Raw genomic sequence first — 21875 nt, forward strand, 5'->3', positions numbered from 1 at the left:
CGAAGGGCCTGGGCGTGCAGGTCCGCTGCGGGATTGCGCTGAGACTGCTGCTGCCCCACAGAGAATTCTTTGAATACAGACAATACAGCCCGCACAGGCGCCTACGTACGCGCAGTTTGCCTTCTGGGTGCGGGTGGACTCCGGGTGTATTCACACACCGCGCGCGCCGGCTCAACGCGCGCGGTGCTCGACGCCCTCCGGGCCCGCCACCACCAGGTCCGTGGTGATGCCCAGGAACAGGCCATGTCCCACGATGCCGGCGCGCGCCCCCAGGCGCAGGGCGAGCGGCACGGGCGCGTCGATGGGCCCGAAGGCGCAGTCGAGCACGAGGTTGCCCTGATCGGTGAGGAAGGGCGCGCCGTCCGCGGCCTGACGAACGGTGACGCTCGCGCCGAGCGACTCGAGGAAGCGCAGCTGGGAGCGCCAGCCGAAGGCCATCACCTCCACTGGCACCGGCCGGTGCGTCCCCAGCACGGGCGACAGCTTGTGGACGTCCGCCACGATGGCGACGCGCTGGCTGGCCTGCGCGACGATTTTCTCGCGGAGCAGCGCACCGCCACCGCCCTTGATGAGGGACAGGTCCGGCGCCACCTCGTCGGCGCCGTCGATGGTGACATCCAGCGACGGATGCGTGTCCAGCGTCGACAGGGGCACGCCCAGCGAGCGCGCCAGGGCCTCCGTGGCGCGAGACGTCGGCACTCCCACGACATCCAGGAGCCGCCCCTGCGCGCGCAGCGCCGCCAGCCGGCGGACGGCGAAGGCCGCGGTGCTGCCGGTGCCCAGCCCCACCACCATGCCGGGCTGGATGAAGGCGTCCACCGCCCATTCAGCGGCCGCCTGTTTGTAGCGGGCGTCCGACGCCCCCGCCTCCTCCTGGCTCATGCGGCGAGCGTAGCGCGGCGGCGCGCGGCGTCACCGCGCGTCCGGGCGTGATGTCCCGTTCAGGACGCCTCAAGGGACCTTGAATTGCCCTCGCGGCGACCACGGCTCCGGGCTCTGCGGGCCGTCGAGGCCGTCCATGAAGCGGAAGAGCACCGTGTCGTAGCCCCCGGCGCTGGGACTGCTGGACACCTGCCCCCAGGTGTAGCCCACCAGGTACACGGCGCCGTCCTCGGCGGTGGCCACGCCCTGCCCCCGGTCCGTGGTCGGCGAGCCCACCTGCCGCAGCTCCAGCCATGTGCCCCGGCTGTCGTACGTGGCCAGGAACAGGTCCGTGCCCCCGAGCGAGTCGGCGCCGCCCAGGGACCCCGACGTGAAGCCCGCCAGGTGGATGCGGCCATCCGCGCCCACCGCCACGGCCTGGGCATAGTCCGTGGTCGTGGTGCCCAGCTGCCGCGTCCAGTGCCGGTTGCCCTCGGTGTCGTACTTCACCAACACGGCGTCGTACGTGCCCACGCGGACGTTCCCATCCAGCGCGCCCGACGTGTAGCCGGAGACATAGACGCCGCCATCCGCCGCCACGGCGACACCGGTGCCGAACTCGTCGCTGGTGGAGCCGAGCTGCCGCACCCACCGGGCCTCGCCCTGGACGCTGTACTTCGCCAGGAAGAGGTCCACCGTGGAGCCCGGGCTCGTCACGCCATCCATGCTGCCGTACGTGTAGCCCGTCACGTAGACGTCCTCGCTGGGGCTCACGGCCACGCCCAGCGCCACGTCGCTGCGCGAGGAGCCGAACTGGCGCAGCCAGTAGGGGTTGCCGCCGGTGTCGAACTTCGCCACCACCACGTCGTAGTGGCCCTGCGGCGCGGTGCCGTCGAAGCGGCCCAGCGAGTAGCCGGCGACGAAGACGGCGTCCTGCCCTTCCTGCCGCGTGGCGGCGACGCCGGTGGCGAAGTCATCCGTGGCGGTGCCGAATTGCCTCACCCACTGCAGCGTGCCGGCCGCGTCGTACTTCGCCACGAACTGGTCCGTGCCACCCGCGTTGACGTAGTAGCCGAAGCTGCCCCAGGTGTAGCCCGCGACGTAGACGTTGCCGAACGCGTCCGCGGACACCGCCTGCGCACGGTCATGCGCGGTCGTCCCCAGCTGGCGCGTCCACAGCAGCGCGCCCGAGGCGTCGTACTTCGCGACGAAGGCGTCGTGCCCTCCCGCCGAAGCCTCCTCGCCCAGCTCGCCGTTGGTGTAGCCCGCCACGTAGATGGCGCCCGCCGACGTCGTCACCGCCAGCGCCAGCTCGTCATCCACGGTGCCGGTCTGTTGAATCCAGTTGCCAGGCTGCGGGAGCGCGGGAAGCTTCGCGAGCGAGACCAGCGGGAAGCTCAGCAATGCCAGTCCGCCCACGACTCCACACGCGCTCCACCGCTGCCAACTCCACACCATGGGCGACTCCTCGGGATGAAAGATTCTGCCCGCACTCTATGCAGCCAGCAGACAATGAACATCCCGAACGACGACGTCCCGGGTAGGGAAGGACGTGACGCGACGTGTTGGCGTCGCGTCACTTGAGACTGCGCGTGAAACACAAACCCGGCTAGTCTGGATTAAAGGTTCCAGCTCCCGCGAACGCCGAGCATGAGCAGGCCATAGGGGCCATCACCGACCTGGTCCAGGGGCTCCTCCTGCGTGAGGTTCAGCGCGGGGATGTTGACGGTGCTGGTGCCGCTGCGGGTCGTGTACCGGGCGTAGGTCGCCGTCAGGTAAGGGCCGAAGGACAGCGAGTCCGACAGCCGCCACTTGCCGCCGACGGTGAGGTTCACGAACTCCGGGCCGCGCGTCTGGCCCTCGATATCGACCGTTCCGGGCGCGGGCGCCGTGATGGGGCCGGAGACCTTGTTGTTCAAGAGCACCATGCCCACACCCAGCCCCACGAAGGGGTCGAACGAGGCCTTGGGCGCGAAGTGGTACTGCACGTGGGGCCCGAAGCGAATCTGCGAGACGGAGCAGTCGAAGCCTTCCGGGCAGGTGTAGGGGTTCTCCTTGACCAGCACCTGCGAGTACTGGCCGAACGCGCCGACGTACCACCGTGAGTTGATGCGGTAACCCGCCTCCAGCAGGAAGGCGATACCGCCATTGGCCGCGTCGCTGAGCTTCAGGTCGCGGACCGAGCCGTCGACCCCAGCGCCATCCTTGTAGAGGTAACCCGCGCCCGCTTGGAAGCTGACCCCCACCGAGAGCTCCAGGCCACTGATCTCATCGTGCGTGGAGGACTCCAGCGTCTGCGACTCCTCCGCTCCCGCTCCCGAGGAAACCAGCAACGACACCACCGCCAGGGACCACGACAGCTTGCCCATCATCTGCCCCTCCATTGAAGTGGATGCTCACAAGGCATCCCACTGGAGGCGACTGTAGGATCGCTTACACAAGCGACGTAAGGCGCGCCGCGTCACGAATACCGGGACAGCCCCGATTTGAGTACCAACGACGTGTGCACGAAGAGGTGCCTCACGTTGTCAGGAGATTGCACAATGCCGGGCATGAACGTCACCCTGGAGCAGGCCCGCGCGCTGGATGCCCTCGCCCGCCACGGCACTTTTACCGCCGCGGCGGAGGCGCTGCGCAAGGGCCACACGGCGGTGCTGTACGCGCTGCGGACGCTCGAGGCCCAGACGGAGCTGACGCTGCTGGACCGGCGTGGCTACCGCACCCGGCTGACGCCCGCCGGGGAACGCATCCTGGAGCACTGCCGCAAGCTGCTGGCAGCCGAGCGCGATTTGGAGGCCGCGTGCGCGGAGATACGCGCCGGCTGGGAGCCCGCGCTGCGCATCGTCTTCGACGGCATCTTCCCCGCCGAGCCCCTGCTGCGCGTGGTGAAGGCGCTTCGCGCCGAGGGCGCCAGCACCCGCTTCCACGTCTCCGCGGAGTTCCTCTCCGGCGTGGAGGCCTCCTTCGTGCGCGACGAGGCGGACCTCATGGTGTCCCTGCTGCCACCCACCGTGCCGGGACTGCGCAGCTACCGGCTCCCCGAGCTCAAGGCCGTCCTGGTGGCCCAGCGTGAGCACCCGCTGGCGCGGCGGCGAGGCCCGTTGAAGGACGAGGACCTCGCGGAGCACCTGGTGCTCACCGTGCGCGGCTCGGACCCCCGGCTCCAGCTCAGCACCGGCGCCCTGGAGACGCGCTCCACCGTGCACCTCAACGACTTCGCCGCGAAGAAGGCCGCCATCCTGGAGGGCCTGGGCTTCGGGTGGCTGCCCGAGTACCTGGTCTCCCGCGAGCTGCGCCGAGGGGAGCTGAAGGCCCTGAAGCTGGCCGGCGGCGCCACCCATGCCTTCCACCCCCAGCTCCACCACCGCGCGGGCATCACCCTGGGCCGGGCGGCCCGCCGCGTCGTGAAGGCGCTCACGGAGGCGGAATCCATCGCCTGAGTACACCTGGCGTCCGCTCCGGCTCCCTGACGGCGGCTACTGCGTCACGACGCCACAGTCGCCGGTCATGTTCGTGGCTGGCTGCCCGTTCACCGTGTTCCCACTGAAGACGTTGTCGGGGGTGATGACCAGCTCGCCGGTGTTCGACCCACGGTTGCAGGTGATGACGCCCCCCGCCCCGCCCCGGTTGTTCACGAAGCGGTTGCCCCGCATGATGACGGTGCGCGACCCGCCGATGTCCTCCAGCTGGACGGCCGCACCCGGCCCCAGGGGGATGAAGTTGCCCTCGAACAGGTTGTCCTCCAGCAAGTCATTGTCCGGCTGGAAGTAGTGGATGGCGGCCCCGCCTCCCAGGTCGAAGATGCCTTCCGGGTTGGGCCACGTGAGGACGGGCCGCTCCCAGAGCTCGCTCGCCAGCGAGCCGCCGAACGCCTGCACGGAATTGCCCCGGAACGTGTTGTTGCGCAGCACCGTGTTGCGGCCGTGCGTGATGCACACGGCCCCACCACCCGCCATGGAGTAGGTGCCCGGCTGCGCGAAGCGGTCGACTTCCCAGATGCGGTTGTCCTGGAAGACGGTGCGTTCCACGCGCGAGCCGTCGGTGAACATCAGGTCCAGCGCACCGCAGTTCGCGGAGGACTCGTTGTCGCGGAACACCGAGTCCGTAATCGTCACCGGCCCCGGGTAGTAGACCCACAGCGCGCCGCGCGTCCAATCGCGGTCGCTGTTGTACTGGTTCTTGCGCACCTTCTCGAAAATCATGTGCTCGAACACCGGGTGGCCCGCGCCCACGGAGTTCTCGCCATAGAAGTTCATGCCCCACCAGCCATACGGGTTGGTGGACGTCAGCAGCACCGGCGCCTCCGCCGTGCCGCGCACCTGGATGGCGCCGTAGACGCGGACCTCCACCCGGCCCGCCTGGTGGTTCATCACGCTGCCGGGTGAATCCACGTCCACGTCCGCTTCCGTCACCTCGGGTCGGCCGCGGAAGTCCAGGATGACGCCCGGGTCCACCGCGAGCACCTGACCGGGGGGAATGGTGACCACCCCATTCGCATCGCCAACCACTCGGTACGGCGAGCCCTCCACGGTGAGCCGTCCCGACAGCGTCCCCGTGACGACCGTTCCACCGTCCTCCGGAACCTCGATGTCCGGGCCCGCGTCCGGTGTCCCCGCATCAGTGCCGCTGTCCGGCGAGCCCGCGTCGAGGTCGCTTCCCGCATCGGTGCCGCTGTCCGGCGCGCCTGCGTCGTGCTCCGCACCCGCGTCGGGTGCCCCTGCGTCGGTGTCACTCCCCGCGTCGCCATCCGAACCCGCGTCGGGCGTTCCGGCGTCAGTGTTACTCCCGGCATCGCCATCCGAACCCGCGTCGGACGTGCCTGCGTCGTCGCCCGCCCCCGCATCGGACGTCCCTGCGTCGTCGCCCGCCCCCGCATCGGACGTCCCTGCGTCGTCACCCGTCCCCGCATCGGACGTCCCCGAGTCGACGCCGCCATCACTCACGCCCGCGTCATCGCGCCCCGGGGGTGGCCGCTCATCCGGATCCGACGAGCAGGCAGCGAGCACCAGCAATAGGGGCAACGCGAACAGCGAACGCGCGATACGGAGGGAATTCATGTTCTGTCGCGCTACCACGCGGCCCTGACGGCTCGCAAACCGGGTCGGGGCGACCCGGGGACACATCGCTGGGACGGACGCGGGCGCCCTGTTAGAAGCGCGCACATGGCGAAAGACGTTCTCGTGCTCTCGTATTCGGGCTGCGGCACCTGCAAGAAGGCGTTGAAGTGGTTGCAGGAGCAAGGTGTTGCCCATCAGGTACGCCCCATCGTCGACATGCCGCCCACCGTGGCGGAGCTGAAGCAGTGGATTGCCCGCAGCGGCCTCTCCGTCCGCAAGTGGCTCAACACCAGCGGCCAGAGCTACCGCGCGCTCGGCAAGGCCAAGGTCGACGCCGCCAGCGACGCGGAGCTGGTGGATTGGCTGGCCGCGGATGGAAAGCTCGTGAAGCGGCCCGTGCTGGTCACGGGCGACACCGTCCTCGTGGGCTTCAAGCCCGAGGCCTACGAACAACGCTTCGCCTCGCGGGGCTGAGCCTCGGGCGTCAGGCCGGGCGGGCAAGCGGGCGCACGTCCCACCGCCTCTCGCCGAGCGGGGCTCCGCGTGAAGACTTCATGTCTTCATGGAGACCGGCTCACGACGTCCGCTCGGCGAGATTCTCCTGGAACAGGGAGTGCTCAACCGCGCTCAGCTCCGGGTGGGGCTCGTGCATCACCACGAAGTGCATGTCCCGCTCGGCCGGGCGCTGGTGCGCGAGGGCCTCTGTTCGGACGCTGACGTGCTGCGCGGCCTCTCCGAGCAGCTCGGCGTGGACGCGGTGGACCTGGACCGCACCCCGCCGGACGCCTCGCTCGTGGCGCACATCCCCGCCCGCGTGGCCCGCCAGTACCACGCCGTGCCCCTTCACCTGGAGAAGGTGCTGCTGGACCAGGGCGAGCGCGAGGTGCTCCACATCGCCTTGCCCGCGCCCGTGTCCCTGGAAGCCGTCGACGCCGTGCGCGCCGTGTCCGGCCTGCCTCGCGTCGAGGCCCACATCGCCTCCGACGCCGCGCTGGCACGCGCCCTGTCGCGCCTCTATGGCATTGAGCTGCCCACCGAGCCGCCCGCTCCCGCCGTACTCGCGCCGGGGGGGCCGCTGCTCCTCTATGGCTGGCCTCCCGTCACGGCGGTGCTCATGTCCCGCCTCCTGGCCCGAAACGGGTTCCAGGCCCGGACGGCATCGCCGCTGGAGGTGCTGCACACCGGCCCCGGGGACATCGTCCTCGCCCCCCTCCAGGCCATGGAGGGACTGCTCGCCGGCGAGGTCCACATCGCGGGCACCCTCATCGTCCACGGCAACTCGGATGACGAGGGCTTCGAACGGGCCCGGCAGGTCGGCGCACGCGGCTTCCTGGCCAACCCGCGCGACGAGCAACTCCTCCTGCGCGCGGTCCGGCGTCTGAGGCCCCATCCACACGCGGGCGGCAGGGGCTCTCCAGACCCGGCGACCCACTCCCACTGAGGCGCACCTCCTGGGCCGCCCGGGCACACCAACACCCGAGGTGAGCCACGAGCTCACACTTCCTGAGAGAAAGTCGGGGCTCGATTCTCAAAAAGTGAAGGGCCCAAGCAACTCCAGATTTCGATCGCGGAGAATGGGGGACAGATGGCGTCCTTCCGGGCGCCCCGGAATCCCGCAGGAGCCACCATGTCCCCCCGTATCGGCAACCGTCCGCAGCCGCCCCCGCCGCCGCCTCCTCCGCCGCCGGCCCGCGACCCCAGGGCCCCCGCCCAGGGCGGACGTAACAGCCCTCGCGTCGATACCCAGGCCTCGGGCTCGGTTGAGCAGCCGCGGCAGAACGCCCTGAGCGCCCAGTCCAGCTTCACGGCGGGCGGCGCGCGCGCCGAGGTGAGCGGCACGGGCCCGGGCGGCATCGACACGCGCGCCCACGTCCAGGGCCCCACCTTCTCCGCGGATGCGCAGGTGGACGCGGACATCGGCCTGTCCGGCATCGACGTGAGCGTCGACATCGACATCGAAGCCAACCTCCTCGAGGCGGGCGCCGGGGCCTCCAAGACGGTCGAGTTCGAGATCGCCGGCGAGGAGTACTCGGTCGAGCTGGACCTGGAGGCGCTGGGCAAGATTGGCGCCGAGGGCAGCATCGAGCTGGACCTGCACGTGGGCACCGACGGCAACGTGTCCATCAACGCCGCGGCCTCGGGCTTCGCCGGCGCGCAGGCGAGCCTGACGGGCTCCATCGAGCTGAAGCACGAGGACAACACGCTCGCGTCCGGCAGCATCACCGCCAGCGCCAGCGCGGGTGTCAGCGGCGACGCGCACGCCGACATCGGCATCAACAACGGCAACCTCGAGTTCGACGTCGGCGTGGAGGCCACCGCGGGCCTGGGCCTCGGCGTGGAAATCGAGGGCTCGGTCAACCCCGGCAACGTGCTGAAGGCCGTGGGTGAGACGGCCGCCGCCGCCGGTGGCGAGGTGCTGGAGAACGTGGTCGACGGCGCCATCAACGCGGGCGGCGCCGTGGCCGAGGCGGCGGGTGAGGTGTTCACCAACGCCGCGGACGCCGTGACGGACTTCGTCGGCGACGTGGGCAGCGGCATCAAGAACGCGTGGGAATCCGTCTTCTAGACGCCCCCATCGAGGTAGCGGTACCCACCTCCCGCGTCCGGAGCTAGAATCAGGGCCCATGGCCGTCTCCAAGCTGGCATCCTCCGCCGCGCGTTTGATGAAGCAGGGCCTGCTGAAGGAAGCAGCCCGCGACTTCGAGCGCGCCATCGAACAGGACCCGAAGGATGCCAGCGCGCTGCTGGGGCTCGCCCGGTTGCGCCTGGCGCAGCAGGACGAGCCCGCCGCGCGCGACGTGCTCCAGCGGCTGGTGGCGCTGCACCCCACCCATCCCGAAGCCCTCAGCCACCTGGCCCGGCTCGACGCGGAGAAGGGTGACGCGCGCCAGCTGGACCTGCTGGCCGCGCTCGCCGCGCAACCGAAGGCGGGCTTCTTCGAGGTGCTCAACCACGGCCGTGGCCTGCTGGCGCATCACCGGTATGCCGACGCCATCCCCGTGCTGGAGCGCGCGCTCGCGCTGCAGCCGGGCAACGCCCAGACGCTGACGTACCTGGGCATGGCGTTCCAGGGCGACAAGCAGCTGGACCGGGCGCTGCGCCGGTACCAGGAGGCCGCTGAAAGCAACCGGAAGGAGCACCTGCCGCTCCAGCTCGCCGCGCGCGTCCAGCTGCTGCAAGGACACGTGGGCGCGGCCATCGTGACGCTGCGGCAGGCGATTCTGCGCAGCCCCCGGGAGACGGCCCTCTTCCGGGAGTTCGCGTCGCTGTGCCTGATGGCCGGAGCCCCCGAGGCGGCCATGCGCGCCGCCATCGAAATCCGCCTCCAGCTTCCGGACAGCGCGGACGCCATCTACCTGCACGGCATCTCCGCCTTCGTTGCGGGCAAGGACGAGGACGCGGACCGGATTCTGCGCGAGGCGCTCGCCAAGGCCCCGGACTCCGCGCCCGTGCGCGTGGCACTGGCCAAGGTGCGCCGCAAGCTGGGCGACGACGCCGAGGCCCAGAAGCTGCTGGAAGCGGCGGTGGCCAGCGACCCGTCCGAGGTCGGCGCCGCCAACGACCTGGCGGTGTTGCACCTGTCGCGCCCGGAGGGTGCCGCCGCCGCGCGCGCCGTTCTCACGGAGGCCCTGAAGGCGCACCCGGACGACCCGGATGTGCACCTCAACATGGCGCTGGCCCTGGCGGACAGCGACAAGGCGCAGGCGCTCACGCACGCCAAGCGTGCCCAGACGAGTCCCCGCCAGCCCATCCGCGAGCAGGCGGAGCGGCTCATCACCGCGCTGGGCAAGAAGTAGGGCCGGCGGCCTCGCTCGCGCCGCTAGCCCTGCTGGGTCAGCCCCAGCACTTCGGGGTACACCTTGCTGGCGAAGTGGCGGCCACCGGCGACGGTGGCAAGGCCAGCGGCCTCGCTCGCGCCGCTAGCCCTGCTGGGTCAGCCCCAGCACGCCCAGCACCTCGGGGTACACCTTGTTGGCGAAGTAGCGGCCACCGGCGACGGTGAAGTGCACGCCGTCCTGCATACGCAGCCGCATGGGCTTTCGGAAGCCGTCCACCCGGGCCTGCCGCAGCGCGCGGCCTTTCGCGTCGGTGAAGAAGGGGCGCGTGTCCAGGTGCACCGCGTCCTGGCGGGAGGAGACGACCTCGCGCTGGACGGCGCGGATGATGCGCAGCTTCTGCTCGAAGCGCTTGAGCCCCGTCGCGGGCAGCTCCAGCCAGACAATCTTGCGGCCCGGCGAGGCGAGGACGCCCAGGAACTCCTCCATGCGCTGGCGGTAGGCCGCCTGCCACTCCGCCCGTCCCCACGGGACGGGCTTGCCGCCCTTGGTGTCCTGGAGGGACTGCCCGTCGTTGCCCCCCAGGATGACGACGACGACGTCCGGCTGGTGACGCTCCACCTCCTCGCGACCGACGTCCATCCAGTCGAAGAAGTCCGGCCGGGCCAGGCCCGTGGAGGACTTGGCGCGGCGGGCCGACTGGATGCGCGGGTGCGCGTCCAGCTGCGCCTGGAGGTACTCCCCGAAGCCGGTGGCGATGAGGCTGTCGCCCAGCAGCAACACCTTGTGTTTGCGGGCGACCTCCGGCGCGGGTGAGCCGGCCGGGGTTGGCGCGGTGCCTGGCACGGGGGCCGCGGACGACGGCGCGGCAGCCGCGGGGGCAACGGCGGTGGGCGCAGGCTGCTGCACGGAAGCAGACAGCGCGGGCGCCGCGGACAAGACAACGAGGGTGACGAGCAATCGCGTGAGGCGGTTCTGCATTGGCGCCCGAAAGGTAGCGGCCCTCGGGCCATCCGTACATCCCCCTCCTCGTCTGCCCGGGCCCGGATGTGCGCAGCGGCCCTCAGGCGGCGCTGCTCGCCACCTCGGCCTGGACAAGCCGTCCCGCGGGCGCGACGTCCGCCGCCGCGGGGCCCAGCGCCTCCAACCAGGGCGCGAGGAGCCGGGCACAGGCGTCCGGGTGCGTGAAGTACGGCACATGCCCCGCGCCCCGCAGCAGGTGAAGGGGCGTCCCCGCGGGAAGCGACGCGGCCAGCCGCTCCAGCGTGGCCGGCGGCACCAGCACGTCCCGCGTCCCCTGGATGCAGACGCAGGTCACGGGCAGCTTGCGCAGCTCCGGTGGGGGCGCCTCCCCGCGAATCGCCAGCGCGCGATGCCAGGTGGAGCGGCGCTCCAGGTCGGTGGTGGGGACGACTTCGGCGACGCGGGCGAAGGGCACCGGCGTCCATGCCGCGAGCCCCGCGGCCACGGCGCCCGGACGCGCCCACCTGGCGATGGGCCCCATCATGCCAATGGCGAGCCCGCGCAGACCCAGGTGCTCGGTGCGGGTGAAGGAGCCCAGGAACGCCACGCCGCGCGCCACGCCCGCCGCCGCGAGGTGCGCGGCCACCATGCCACCAAAGGAGCTGGCCACCACCGCGTCCAGCGAACCAGCGGCCTGCAACACCTGCCGCGCCAGCGCGCTCGCGCCGCACGCGGCGGCTTCGCCTTCCGGGTACTCCACGAGGACCGGACGGCACTGGTGCGCCAGGCGCTCGGCCAGCGCGAGGAAGCCGGAGCCGCGCGCGCCCAGGCCCGGCAACAGGAGCACCCGGGGCCCCCGTCCCGCGCCCAGCTCGGTCAACTGCACGTCTCGACGCATGCCATTCCCTCGCGAATGCGGCGAGAAACAATCGCCGGTGAGCCGATTCTGCCCCGCCCGGTCCTCCGCCTGCCTGGCGTGCGGGCCGCCAGCGCGCGGCGCGTGCTCAAGCCCCCAGGGCGCGAACCGGGGCGACGCGGCCCAGGCCCAGGAAGGCGCGCGTGCGTTCATGGTGCGGGCTGGCGAGCACCCGGGCAGGCGGGCCTTCCTCGATGATGCGCCCGCCGTACAGCACCAGCACGCGCGAGGCGAGCTCCTGCGCGAAGCGCATCTCGTGCGTCACGGCCACCAGCGTGAGGCCCTCCGCGCGGAGCTGCTCCAGCAGGTCGATGAGCGAGCCCACCCGCTCCGGGTCCAGCGCGCTGGTGGGCTCGTCCATCAGCAGCACCTCCGGCTCCATCGCCAGCGCCCGGGCAATGGCCACCCGCTGCTGCTCGCCGCCGGAGAGCTCGGAGGGGTACGCGTCCTCGCGGTGGGACAGGCCCACCTTCTCCAGCAGCGCCCGCCCCCGCTCCAGGGCCTCCTTCCGGCCCACGCCCTTCACGTGCATGGGCGCCTCCATCACGTTGCCCAGCGCGGTGCGGTGCGCGAACAGGTGCCACTGCTGGAAGACGAAGCCCACGCGGCGGCGGATGCCGCGCACCTTCTCGCCCTGCGCGCGGACGTCCCCCGGGGCCAGCGTGTCCGAGCCCACGCGCACCACGCCCTCGTCGAAGGGCTCCAGGCCGTTGAGGCACCGCAGCAGCGTGCTCTTCCCACCGCCGGAAGGGCCCACCAGCGCCGTCATCTCGCCCGGGGCGAAGACGGCGTCGATGCCGTCCAGCACCAGCCGTCCCTCGTAGCGCTTGCTCAGCTTCTCGACCTCGATCATCCGCGCTCCAACCTCGCTTCCAGCCGCCGCGCCAGCCGGGACAGGGGATAGCTCATCGCCAGGTACAGCAGCGCGCACAGCGCGCCCGGAATCAACCAGCTCCGAACATCCACCGCGGTAATCGTCATCCGCTTGGTGAGCTCCACCACGGAGATGACGGACACCAGGGAGCTGTCCTTCAGCAGCGCGATGAAGTCGTTGGTGACGCCGGGCAGGGCCACGCGGAAGGCCTGGGGGAGGATGACCCGCCGCAGCGCCAGCCGCAGCGGCATGCCCAGCGCCATGGCTGCCTCCAGTTGCCCGCGCGGCACGGCCAGCACACCCGCCCGGTACACCTCCGCCTCATAGGCCGCGTAGTTCAGGCCCAGGCCGAGGATGGCCGCGCTGAGCGGGTCCAGCCGCAGCACCCCGGCCAGTCCGTAATAGAGGACGTAGAGCTGCAGCAGCACCGGCGTGCCCCGGAACAGCTCCACGTAGGCGGTGGCCAGCCGGCCCGCCCAACCGGGCCCGTACAGCCGCGTCAGCGCCAGCCCGATGCCCAGGGGGATGGCGAGCAGCATGGCCCCCACCGACACCAGCAGCGTCACCCCCGCGGCCTGGAGGAACAGCACCAGCTGGCCCCAGCCCAGGCGGACCGTGTGTGTGGAGGCCAGCACCTCGCGGGTCTGCGCCTCCGTCCAGTCCACCATCCGCTGCTGGGCGGCGCTGTCGATGCCCCACCGCTGGAAGATGGCGCGCAGCTCGCCCGAGCGGGCGATCCGCCCCAGCGCCTCGTCGAGCGCCTCGCGCAGGTCCTCGTCTCCGGGCCGCACCGCGATGGCGTAGTAGCCCTCCCCCACATCGCCCACCACGCGGAGCGCCGGGCGTGGCTGGCCGTAGCGCTGGGCGATGATGTCGTCCATCAACACCGCACGCACCCGGCCCTGCTCCAGGTCGATGTAGGGCTCCTCCACGCCCTCGTAGGGCACCGCCTCCACGCCGCTGCGCTGGAGCAGGTCCCACGCCAGCGAGCTGGCCAGCGTGCCCACCCGCTGTCCCTTCAAGGAGTCCAACCCCGTGACGGCCGCGTCATCCCGGCGGGCCAGCAGCCGCAGGTTGAAGACGTAGTACGGCCGGGTGAAGAGAATGCGGCCGGAACGCGCCGGCGTGACTTCGATGCCGTTGAGCGCCACGTCGAACGAGCCGCGCTCCAGCGAGGGGATGAGGCTGGACCAGTCATTCTGGACGAACCGGGCGCGCACGCCCAGCTCGCGCGCGAGCGCCTCGGCCAGCTCCACCTCGAAGCCCTTCATGCCGCCGGGCGCGTCGGGGTCCTCCATGGCGTAGGGCTCCCCACCCTGGGCATCCGCGCCCCAGCGAAGCTCCCCCGTGCGGCGCACCCGCGCCAGCCCGCTATCCGGCTCCGCGCCACACGAAGGCAGCCACGCCAGCGCCAGCAGCGCCAGGACGGCGGGCAGGAGGGATGAGGACCTTCTCGCCTGGGACAGGGGCGCGCTCCTTCTGGCGTGCGGGCCTCCGCCATACGACAGGTACCGTCCCGCCGCCAGTCGCGCCTGCCAGCGCCGCCCTCCCGCGCTGGCAGGTCCGCGCCCAGGAGCGGCCTCCCGCCGGCGCCATGCGCCCTGCCCGCCCTCAGCCCCGCGCCTGGTGGCTGGGAAGTGGTGGGGCCCTGCTGGTCGTGGGTGCGTTGCTGCCGCTCAGGTGCCCCCCGGCCGCAACCAGGATGAAGCAATTCCTCCCACCCTGTCGCAGGTGTACGCCTGACCCGGCATTCATTTTCCAGACTCGGGGATTTTCCGTAGGAGCCCGTCTAGAGTGCGCGCCCGAGGAGCGACGTGGTCATGGAAGCGTTCAGGGTTCTGATAGTCGACGACGAGCCGCCCATCGCACGCGCGTTGCAGCGGCTGCTGAAGCGAGAGGGATTCGAGGTCCAGATTGCCTTCAACGGCAACGAGGCGCTCGAGCGGCTGGGGGAATTCCATCCGGACATCGTCCTGTCGGACTTCCGGATGCCAGGAATGACGGGCAGCGAGCTGCTCCAGCGCATCAAACGCAGCCATCCGCTGGCGCTGCGCCTCATCATCTCTGGCTATGCGGACTTCAAGTCCGTGGTGGCGTCGGTGAACGAGGGCGAAATCTGCCGCTTCATCAGCAAGCCCTGGGACGACGCGGAGCTGGTGACGTACCTCAAGGGCCTGCTGAGGCACCGCGAGACGATGGCCAGCCTCTACGCCCCCTTCCGTGAAGCGCCCCTGGGGGTGAACGCGGAGGTGGGCATGTCGGAGGCGTCCATGGTGCTCAAGGTCCAGGTCGCCGACCCCTCCTTCCCGGCGGAGCAGGCCGTCTCCCTCATCGAGCGCTTCGCGGGGCTGCTGGCCAACGACAGCCTCAAGGTGGTGGGCGGGCTGCTCGAGCGCTACGGCGGGCGTCTCTCCTTCATGGCCGACGTGGGTGGACCCCAGCGGCTCAAGCTGGAGGTCCCCGTCCCCACCGTGGAATCCACCACCGACCTGCGGCCCGGCGCCCGCGACGCCTGAAGCGCCGACGCGACGGCCTCGTCCCACTGCCAGCGCGGCGCGACCACCGACTTCACCACGCGGGTGGTACAGGTGCCCCGCCGTCGTCCGGCGCGGCAGCGGCCTCCGCCGCGCGCCCTACCGCGCGTCCGCGCCCGGTGCCCGCGTCTCCTCCGGCGTGGCGGACACGAGCCCGGCGAGCGTCTCCACGTAGGCCGCGGCCACGCGGAGGAAGCGCGCGCCCTTCACGCCGGTGAGGTACTGCCGCTTCATCGCGCGCGTGGCCCCCACGTAGAACATGGCGCGGCGGATGCGCTCATTCTCCCGGGCAGAGCGCTCGCGTGCCCCCGCCATCCACTGCTCCGCGGTGTCCAGCGCGTCCAGGCCCGCGAAGAAGACGATGGGGCACTCGTGCCCCTTGCACGAGAACACCGTGGTGGCGCGCACGTGGTCCACGCCGCTGACGCGGAAGTCCGTCACGTTGCGGCCACCCTTGCCGCCGTAGGCCTCCGCGGGCACGCCCGCGCGCTTGAGCGCCTCCGTGAACTGGGAGGGCATGACGGGCGCCACCACGAGGATGTCGCTGGGGTGGACGCCCTCTTCGCGAATGAGACGGGCCACCTCGCGGGCGACCTGCCGTGCCTCGCTGGCGCTGGAGGCGAATCCACGCACCTGCGGCAGCACGCCGCCGCGCTCGGTGGACTGGACGCGGAAGAGCCCCTCCAGCGTCTCCTCCGGGAGCCAGACGAGCCCCTCGCGCGCCAGCTCGCCCACCTTCATGTATTCGCGCATGCCGGGCTCGGCCGCGCCGTGCTGGCGCAGCGGGTCCAGCACCACATTGAAGGCCACGTCGAGGATGTCCCGGGTGGCGCGGAACGTCTCCTTCAGCACGCGCGTGCGCCCCCGGAAGGACAGCCCTTCGGGGAGCTGCTCCTTGAGCGCGTCGATGGGCACCTGGCCATAGACGTTCTGCGAGTCGTCCATGAAGAGCTGGAAGCAGCGCACCTCGCGCCCGTCCGGCAGCGTGTCCGGGCGCACCAGCCCGTGGAGCATGGCCAGCGCCTTGGCGTCCATGTCCTGGGCCTCGTCCACGAAGACACCGTCGAAGGCCCCGGGGGCGATGCGGCGCAGGGCGCCCACGTGCTTCACCGTCACCCGGGAGCGCAGCTCGCGCACCCGCAGCCGGCCCGCGCGCTGGGCAATGGCCTCCACCAGCAGCTTGTCCACCAGCGGCGCCAGCGCCCGGTTGAAGAAGGACACCAGCACCTGCGCCTCGGGGTGCTCCAGCAGGTACCGCGCCACCCAGTGCGCCAGCACATATGTCTTGCCGCTGCCCGCCACGCCGCGCACCAGGTGGTGCCCGTCATCGAAGCGCCGCTCGAAGAGGGACACCTGCTCGTGCGTGAAGAGCGGACGGCCGGGCCGCGCGCCCGCGATTTCCGCGCCCAGGTCCACCGGCACGGGGGGCGGAGGCGGAGGCGGCGCGCGCTGCGGGACGGGCAGCGGCTCCAGCCGCAAGGCGTCCCCCGGGAGCACCCGCAGGCGCGGCAGCAGCGACAGGAAGCGCTGGGGGATGGTGGCGGCGCGGGCCTCGTCGCGAGAGGCCAGCACCAGCAGGTAGTCCTTCGCGCGGCTGGCGGCCACGTTGAGCATGGGCACCAGCGTGTGCGGCGGAAAGGGCCGCCCCCCGGCGACGGTGTCCACCAGCACCACGTCGTACTGGGTGCCCTGCTGGCGGTGGATGGTGGAGGCGCTGAAGACGTCGCCGCGCAGCCCCGCCGCGTTGCCCAGCCGGCGCAGCAGCGCGGCCTGGGCCCGGTACGGCGTGACGCACAGCACGCTGAGGCCGGAGCGCACCGCCTCCCGCGCCAGGGACACGGCGAGGTTTGCGGACAGCTCGCGCTGGTAGCCCGAGCCCGTCTCCCCACGTCCGTGCGTCAGCCGCTTCACATCGCGCGTGAGGCCATCCAGCACCACCCACCCCGCGCGCGTCTCCGGGAACGCCGCCACCGGCGCGGGCCGCTCCGCGCGGGCCTTCACGCCGTCACCGTCCTCCAGCGCGCCGCCATAACAGAAGTGGCTCACCACCTTCGCGATGTGCGGGTGCATGCGGTGCTGGGTGCGCAGCAGCAGCACGTCCGCGCGCGCCGCGTCCCGCACCGCGTCCTCCAGGTGGGACAGGCCGCTGCCGCGAAGCCACTTCTGCGTGCCCTTGCCGGCGCCCTCGGCGGCGCGGCTCACCGGGCCGATCTGCTTCGGGTCTCCCGCGAGCGTCACCCGCTCCGCCAGGGGCCCCATCAGCGCGGTCGCCGCGCGCGTCACCATGCCCGCCTCGTCCACCACCAGCCGCGCGAAGTGCTGCTTTCCCTCCAGCTCCGAGACGAGGCGGAGCGCGCGGTGCACGGTGAGCACCACCAGCGGACAGTCCCCCTTCTCCACCTCCTTGAGCGTGGGGTCCTTCACCTTGCCGCGCAGGCCCCGCAGCTCCGCCTGGAGCTTGGCCAGCTCGTGCGCGGGCCCGCCTCGCATGCGCTGGAGGATGAGCTCCCGCTCCCGCTCCTCGATGCTGGCGCGCAGCTTGCCCCCCTTGGTGTCCTCCAGCATGACGGTGGGCAGCTTCGCCAGCGCCTCGCTCGCGCCCGTGCCTCCGCGGAAGATGCTGCGCGCCAGGGGCCGCAAGGGGATGGGCTCGCGCTCCAGCAGCGCGCTGACGCGGAGGACCAGCTCGTCCGCGGCGCGGTTGGTGGGCGCCACGGCCAGGATGCGCTCGCCGGGGTAGGCGCGCAGCGCACGCGCGATGAGGTCCGCGACGGCCGTCGTCTTGCCCGTACCCGGAGGCCCCCAGATGCAGCCCCAGGGCTGACGCCACAGTCGGTCCGCCGGGAGCAGCAGCTCATCCTGCGGAGACAGCGCGGCCGGAGGCGCCTCACCACACGCCCGGCGCAGGGACTCGGCGAGCGCGTCCTGCCGCTCTTCATAGGCCGACGCCGCCGCGCACAGTGCCTCCGCGAAGTCATAGGGGCGGTAGCACCAACGGTCGGCGGACAGCGCGCGGCGGTCCACGTCGTCGCCGTGGCTGGGCGCTGCGAAGACGCGGCCCGATTCGAAGTCCAGGTGGACGACGTCGCCGCCGAAGACGCACTCCTCGCCCTGGAAGCCCAGCACCGTGCCGCCCGACCAGTCCGGGTCCGCCGCCGGCCTCGGGATGAGGGACAGCACGCCCGGCCCCTGGAGGCTGACCTCACGCACGTCCTGGAGCAGCTGCGCGCGGTACTGGCTGCGCTCGGACAGCAGCGCCTCCCGCAGGTCCTCGGGCAGGTACGCGGGCGGGGACCAGAGCTCGCGCCGCTTGCCGCTGGCCACCGCGGCCCGCATCGCCTCGCGCTCGGCGGGGCTCACGTCCTCGGACGCGGAGACGTCACGGGACGGGACATCCTCCGGCGACTCCCGGCCCCGCGCCATCCGCGACACGAGCAGCGGATTCGGCGCCCGCGCCACCTCCGCGTCGGGCTCGGGAGGCACCGGCGCCTGGGGCGCCTCGGCGCGCACCGCATTCTCGGTGCGCCGCAGCGCGACCTCCTCTTCCCGAGGCGGCTCCGGCACCACGAGCGTGTTGCGCCAGCGCGGCACCGGGCCGTTTCGCCGCGCGGGGGCGACAGCGGGCGGCGGCGCGTCGTCGTACTCGATGTGCAGCTCTCGCGTGGAAGCAGACGCCCCCGAGGCCCCGGCCTCGGGTTCCGCCGCCTCACCTGCCCTGCCCGCGTCCGGCCCTCCGCTCATCGGACGCGTGGCCTCCGCACCTCACCAGGCACCGGCCCTGGGCCAACGGAGTCCCACGGGGCCGTCCTGTCCGCTGAGGCTGAGGAAAAGGCTGCGACTGCCATGAGGTGCACTCGAGGACCTACACTTCACGACCTGTCCACCCGAACAGGTCGCCACATGTAAGAGGGCGGCCAAGGTAGGGGAGGCCTGGATCGCCGTCAATGCGCCACACTTCGGGTGCATTCCCGGGTACACCCCTCCAGCCGGGCTTGCTTCTGTATCGTCCCGATGTTCTGGGAGGAAGCCCCGCCCCCTCTCCGACATGGCCCCTCAGACGCGCTACGCCCATCCCTTCCTGCCCACCACCCGCGCCGACATGCAGGCCCGGGGCTGGGAACAGTGCGACATCATCATCGTGACGGGCGACGCGTACGTGGACCACCCGGCCTTCGGCCCGGTGCTCATCGCACGCTTCCTGGAGGGCCGCGGCTTCAAGGTGGGCCTCCTGCCGCAGCCGGACTGGCACTCGGCCGAGCCCTTCAAGGCCCTGGGGCCCCCGCGCCTGTTCTTCGGCGTGGCCGCGGGCAACCTGGACTCGATGCTCAACCGGCTGACGGCCCAGAAGAAGAACCGCTCCGAGGACCAGTACAGCCCCGGCGGGCGGACCAACTGCCGGCCCGATCGCGCCACCATCGTCTACGCGCAGCGCTGCCGCGAGGCCTATCCCGACGTCCCCATCATCCTGGGCGGCATCGAGGCCAGCCTCCGCCGCATCGCGCACTTCGACTACTGGAGCGAGAAGGTTCGCCGCTCCATCCTCTTCGACGCCAAGGCGGACCTGCTCGTCTTCGGCATGGGCGAGCGCCCCATCATGGAGGTCGCGGACCGCATGCGCCGGGGTGAGCGCATCCAGGACATCCGCGACGTGCGCGGCACCGCGTACATCATCAACGACGAGGAGATGCGCGCGCTGGAGGCGGACCCGGCCCGGCGCGCCGTGGACCGCAAGACGGTGGTGCTGCCCTCCTACGAGCAGGTCATCGAGGACAAGCACGCCTTCGCGGTGATGAGCCGCGACTTCCAGATGGAGACCAACCCGGGCAACGCGCGGCCGCTGGCGCAGCGTCACGGCAACCGCGCCATCTACATGAACCCGCCCGCGCTCCCGCTGGAGGACGGCGTGGGCACCGCCCATGCCGACACCCCGTCGGTGGCCATGGACGAGCTGTACGACCTGCCCTTCAACCGCGTGCCGCACCCGATGTACCAGGAGCGCATCCCCGCCTACGAGACGGTGAAGCACTCCATCGTGCTCATGCGCGGGTGCTTCGGCGGCTGCACCTTCTGCTCCATCACCGAGCACGAGGGCCGCGTCATCCAGAGCCGCTCCGCGGAGAGCGTGCTGCGCGAGGTCCGCGCCCTGCGCCGCATGGGCGACTTCCGGGGCACCATCACCGACCTGGGGGGCCCCACCGCCAACATGTACAAGCTCAAGTGCAAGAGCGAGGACATCGAGAAGCGGTGCCGCAAGCTGTCCTGCGTCCACCCGGGCGTGTGCGAGAACCTCCAGACGGACCACGGGCCGCTCATCAGCCTCATGCAGGACGTGCGCAAGGAGGACGGCGTCAAGCACGTCTTCATCGCCAGCGGCGTGCGGTACGACCTGGCGGAGCGCTCGCCGGAGTACGTGAAGGAGCTGGCCGCGCACCACGTGGGCGGGCAGCTGTCGGTGGCGCCGGAGCACGTGTCCCCGCGCGTGCTGGAGAAGATGAAGAAGCCCGGCATCGAGAGCTTCGAGCGCTTCCAGCAGATGTTCGCCTGCGCCAGCGAGGAGGCCGGCAAGGAGCAGTACGACATCCCCTACTTCATCAGCGGCCACCCGGGCTCCACGCTGGAGGACATGGTGGAGCTGGCGCTGTGGTTGAAGAAGAACGGGAAGCGGCCCCGGCAGGTGCAGGACTTCATCCCCACCCCCATGGCCATGGCCACCGCCATGTACTTCACGGGGCTGGACCCGCTGAAGATGGAGCCCGTCTACACGGCGCAGGGCCTGCGCGAGAAGCGGCTCCAGAAGGCGCTGCTGCTCTACTGGAACCCGGAGCAGTGGCCCCTGGCGCGCGAGGCGCTGAAGCAGGCCGGCCGCGAGGACCTCATCGGCCGCGGCCCACACGCGCTCGTCCCGCCGGAGTCGCCCGCCGAGGCCGCGCGCCGCCAGCGCGCCGAGCGCGATGCCCACGAGGGCTCCGCCACGCCGCGCCAGGACGCCGCGCCCCGGGGTGGCCCCCGTGGCCCCGGCCGCTCCCGGCCGCACCGCCCCGGCGGGCCGCGCGCCCGCTGAGCCCGCACCACCCACCGGGCACCCCACCGTGCCCGCCCGGCGTCCGGGCGGCTCCGATGCGGCCGGTTGAATAAACCGCCGCCATTTTCGTCGGGCCTCCCACCATGCTCAGCCTTCTCTCCGCGTTGTGGCTCGCGACGGTTCCCCTGGAAGCCTCGGAACAGCCCGTGGTCCGGCCGCCGCCTCCGCAGTGCCTGTTCGCCCAGGGGCGCTCGGTGTGCGGGTATCAGTGCAAGTCCAATGGGACGCAGGCCGCTTGCGCCCGGACGCCCTACGGCATCTGTGAGGTGCTGGTCGGGGGCGTGCACTGTTGGGACCCGCCCCTGGCCGCCATCCAGCACCCGCCCACCCGGGGCGCGAAGCCCGAGTGCAAGGAGAGCCGGGGCCAGGTGGCCTGCGGCTACAACTGCCGCCAGTTCAACGGCGAGGTGGCCTGCAACCGGACGCCCTATGGCGTGTGCTCCACGAACTTCAACCAGCTGAAGTGCTGGGACCCGCCGGACGCGGTCATCCACCAGTACGGCGCGGAGACGCCCGCGCCCCGCTGCCTCAACGCCTCCGAGGCCCTGGCTTGCGGCTACGACTGCAAAGCCACTCGCACGGAGGTTCAATGCGCGGCCACGCCCGACGGCGTGTGCCGGCTCGACAACCAGCGCTTCAGCTGCTTCGACCCGCCGTCGCTGCTGCACTGCGACCACAGCGCGCCGCCACCGCCCCGGCACTGAGGTCACACCGCGAGCGCGTGTGGCTCCGCACGCGCGACGAGCCCACAGGGGAGGCCAGGCCCCCCTTTGCGGCGCTTCGCGGCTCCGGATAGGGTGCGCCGCCTTTCG

The 21875-nt window shown here is 71.6% G+C and carries 17 protein-coding genes; 8 read left to right on the plus strand and 9 right to left on the minus strand.

Annotation, left to right across the window (positions count from 1 at the left end):
- Positions 1-171: 171 nt before the first annotated feature.
- The 3 genes from rpiA to VZL07_RS03895 all read right to left on the minus strand — a co-directional run bounded on the left by rpiA (position 172) and on the right by VZL07_RS03895 (position 3233).
- Positions 172-882: a ribose-5-phosphate isomerase RpiA gene (rpiA, locus tag VZL07_RS03885; RefSeq protein WP_426753975.1), complete on the minus strand. Its 711-nt coding sequence runs from the start codon at positions 880-882 to the stop codon at positions 172-174.
- 69 nt (positions 883-951) lie between these two features.
- Positions 952-2319, minus strand: a complete 1368-nt coding sequence (locus VZL07_RS03890; protein ID WP_426753976.1) for an SBBP repeat-containing protein — start codon at positions 2317-2319, stop codon at positions 952-954.
- A 161-nt stretch (positions 2320-2480) separates the two neighbouring features.
- On the minus strand, positions 2481-3233 hold the full coding sequence (locus VZL07_RS03895; protein ID WP_426753977.1) for an outer membrane beta-barrel protein: 753 nt from the start codon (positions 3231-3233) through the stop codon (positions 2481-2483).
- A gap of 171 nt (positions 3234-3404) precedes the next feature.
- Here VZL07_RS03895 and VZL07_RS03900 point away from each other — a divergent pair, with 171 nt between their 5' ends.
- Positions 3405-4301 (plus strand): LysR family transcriptional regulator, encoded by an 897-nt coding sequence (locus VZL07_RS03900; protein WP_426753978.1) that lies wholly within the window; start codon positions 3405-3407, stop codon positions 4299-4301.
- Positions 4302-4337: 36 nt separating this feature from the next.
- Here VZL07_RS03900 and VZL07_RS03905 read toward each other — a convergent pair whose 3' ends face one another.
- On the minus strand, positions 4338-5918 hold the full coding sequence (locus tag VZL07_RS03905; protein ID WP_426753979.1) for a right-handed parallel beta-helix repeat-containing protein: 1581 nt from the start codon (positions 5916-5918) through the stop codon (positions 4338-4340).
- A gap of 105 nt (positions 5919-6023) precedes the next feature.
- Here VZL07_RS03905 and VZL07_RS03910 point away from each other — a divergent pair, with 105 nt between their 5' ends.
- The 4 genes from VZL07_RS03910 to VZL07_RS03925 all read left to right on the plus strand — a co-directional run bounded on the left by VZL07_RS03910 (position 6024) and on the right by VZL07_RS03925 (position 9715).
- Positions 6024-6392 carry an arsenate reductase family protein gene (locus tag VZL07_RS03910; RefSeq protein WP_426753980.1) on the plus strand — a complete coding sequence of 123 codons (369 nt, stop codon included), beginning with the start codon at positions 6024-6026 and terminating at the stop codon, positions 6390-6392.
- 88 nt (positions 6393-6480) lie between these two features.
- Positions 6481-7359, plus strand: a complete 879-nt coding sequence (locus tag VZL07_RS03915) for a hypothetical protein (protein WP_426753981.1) — start codon at positions 6481-6483, stop codon at positions 7357-7359.
- 186 nt (positions 7360-7545) lie between these two features.
- Positions 7546-8484, plus strand: coding sequence for a Circumsporozoite protein (locus VZL07_RS03920; protein ID WP_426753982.1), 939 nt, complete (start codon positions 7546-7548; stop codon positions 8482-8484).
- Between the two features lie 58 nt (positions 8485-8542).
- Positions 8543-9715, plus strand: a complete 1173-nt coding sequence (locus VZL07_RS03925) for a tetratricopeptide repeat protein (RefSeq protein WP_426753983.1) — start codon at positions 8543-8545, stop codon at positions 9713-9715.
- A 123-nt stretch (positions 9716-9838) separates the two neighbouring features.
- On the opposite strand, the gene VZL07_RS03930 is transcribed toward VZL07_RS03925, so the two are convergent.
- The 4 genes from VZL07_RS03930 to VZL07_RS03945 all read right to left on the minus strand — a co-directional run bounded on the left by VZL07_RS03930 (position 9839) and on the right by VZL07_RS03945 (position 13871).
- A complete protein-coding gene (locus VZL07_RS03930; protein WP_426753984.1) occupies positions 9839-10675 on the minus strand; it encodes a DUF459 domain-containing protein in 837 nt (278 codons plus the stop codon).
- Between the two features lie 82 nt (positions 10676-10757).
- A complete protein-coding gene (locus VZL07_RS03935) occupies positions 10758-11555 on the minus strand; it encodes an alpha/beta fold hydrolase (protein WP_426753985.1) in 798 nt (265 codons plus the stop codon).
- A 106-nt stretch (positions 11556-11661) separates the two neighbouring features.
- On the minus strand, positions 11662-12426 hold the full coding sequence (locus VZL07_RS03940; RefSeq protein WP_426753986.1) for an amino acid ABC transporter ATP-binding protein: 765 nt from the start codon (positions 12424-12426) through the stop codon (positions 11662-11664).
- Positions 12423-13871, minus strand: a complete 1449-nt coding sequence (locus VZL07_RS03945; RefSeq protein WP_426757228.1) for an ABC transporter substrate-binding protein/permease — start codon at positions 13869-13871, stop codon at positions 12423-12425. The genes VZL07_RS03940 and VZL07_RS03945 overlap by 4 nt, the downstream gene beginning before the upstream one ends.
- Positions 13872-14267: 396 nt before the next feature.
- On the opposite strand from VZL07_RS03945, the gene VZL07_RS03950 reads away from it, so the two are divergent.
- Positions 14268-14963, plus strand: a complete 696-nt coding sequence (locus VZL07_RS03950; RefSeq protein ID WP_426753987.1) for a response regulator — start codon at positions 14268-14270, stop codon at positions 14961-14963.
- Positions 14964-15080: 117 nt separating this feature from the next.
- Here the strand turns inward: VZL07_RS03950 and VZL07_RS03955 are convergent, their stop codons facing one another.
- A complete protein-coding gene (locus tag VZL07_RS03955) occupies positions 15081-18722 on the minus strand; it encodes an AAA family ATPase (protein ID WP_426753988.1) in 3642 nt (1213 codons plus the stop codon).
- A gap of 304 nt (positions 18723-19026) precedes the next feature.
- On the opposite strand from VZL07_RS03955, the gene VZL07_RS03960 reads away from it, so the two are divergent.
- Together VZL07_RS03960 and VZL07_RS03965 are read left to right on the plus strand one after the other, a co-directional pair.
- Positions 19027-21042, plus strand: coding sequence for a YgiQ family radical SAM protein (locus tag VZL07_RS03960; protein ID WP_426753989.1), 2016 nt, complete (start codon positions 19027-19029; stop codon positions 21040-21042).
- A gap of 104 nt (positions 21043-21146) precedes the next feature.
- On the plus strand, positions 21147-21767 hold the full coding sequence (locus VZL07_RS03965; RefSeq protein WP_426753990.1) for a hypothetical protein: 621 nt from the start codon (positions 21147-21149) through the stop codon (positions 21765-21767).
- The last annotated feature ends 108 nt before the right edge of the window (positions 21768-21875 follow it).

Origin of the sequence: Pseudomyxococcus flavus (assembly GCF_050038885.1) — a bacterium.
GTDB classification, from domain to species: Bacteria; Myxococcota; Myxococcia; order Myxococcales; family Myxococcaceae; genus Myxococcus; species Myxococcus flavus.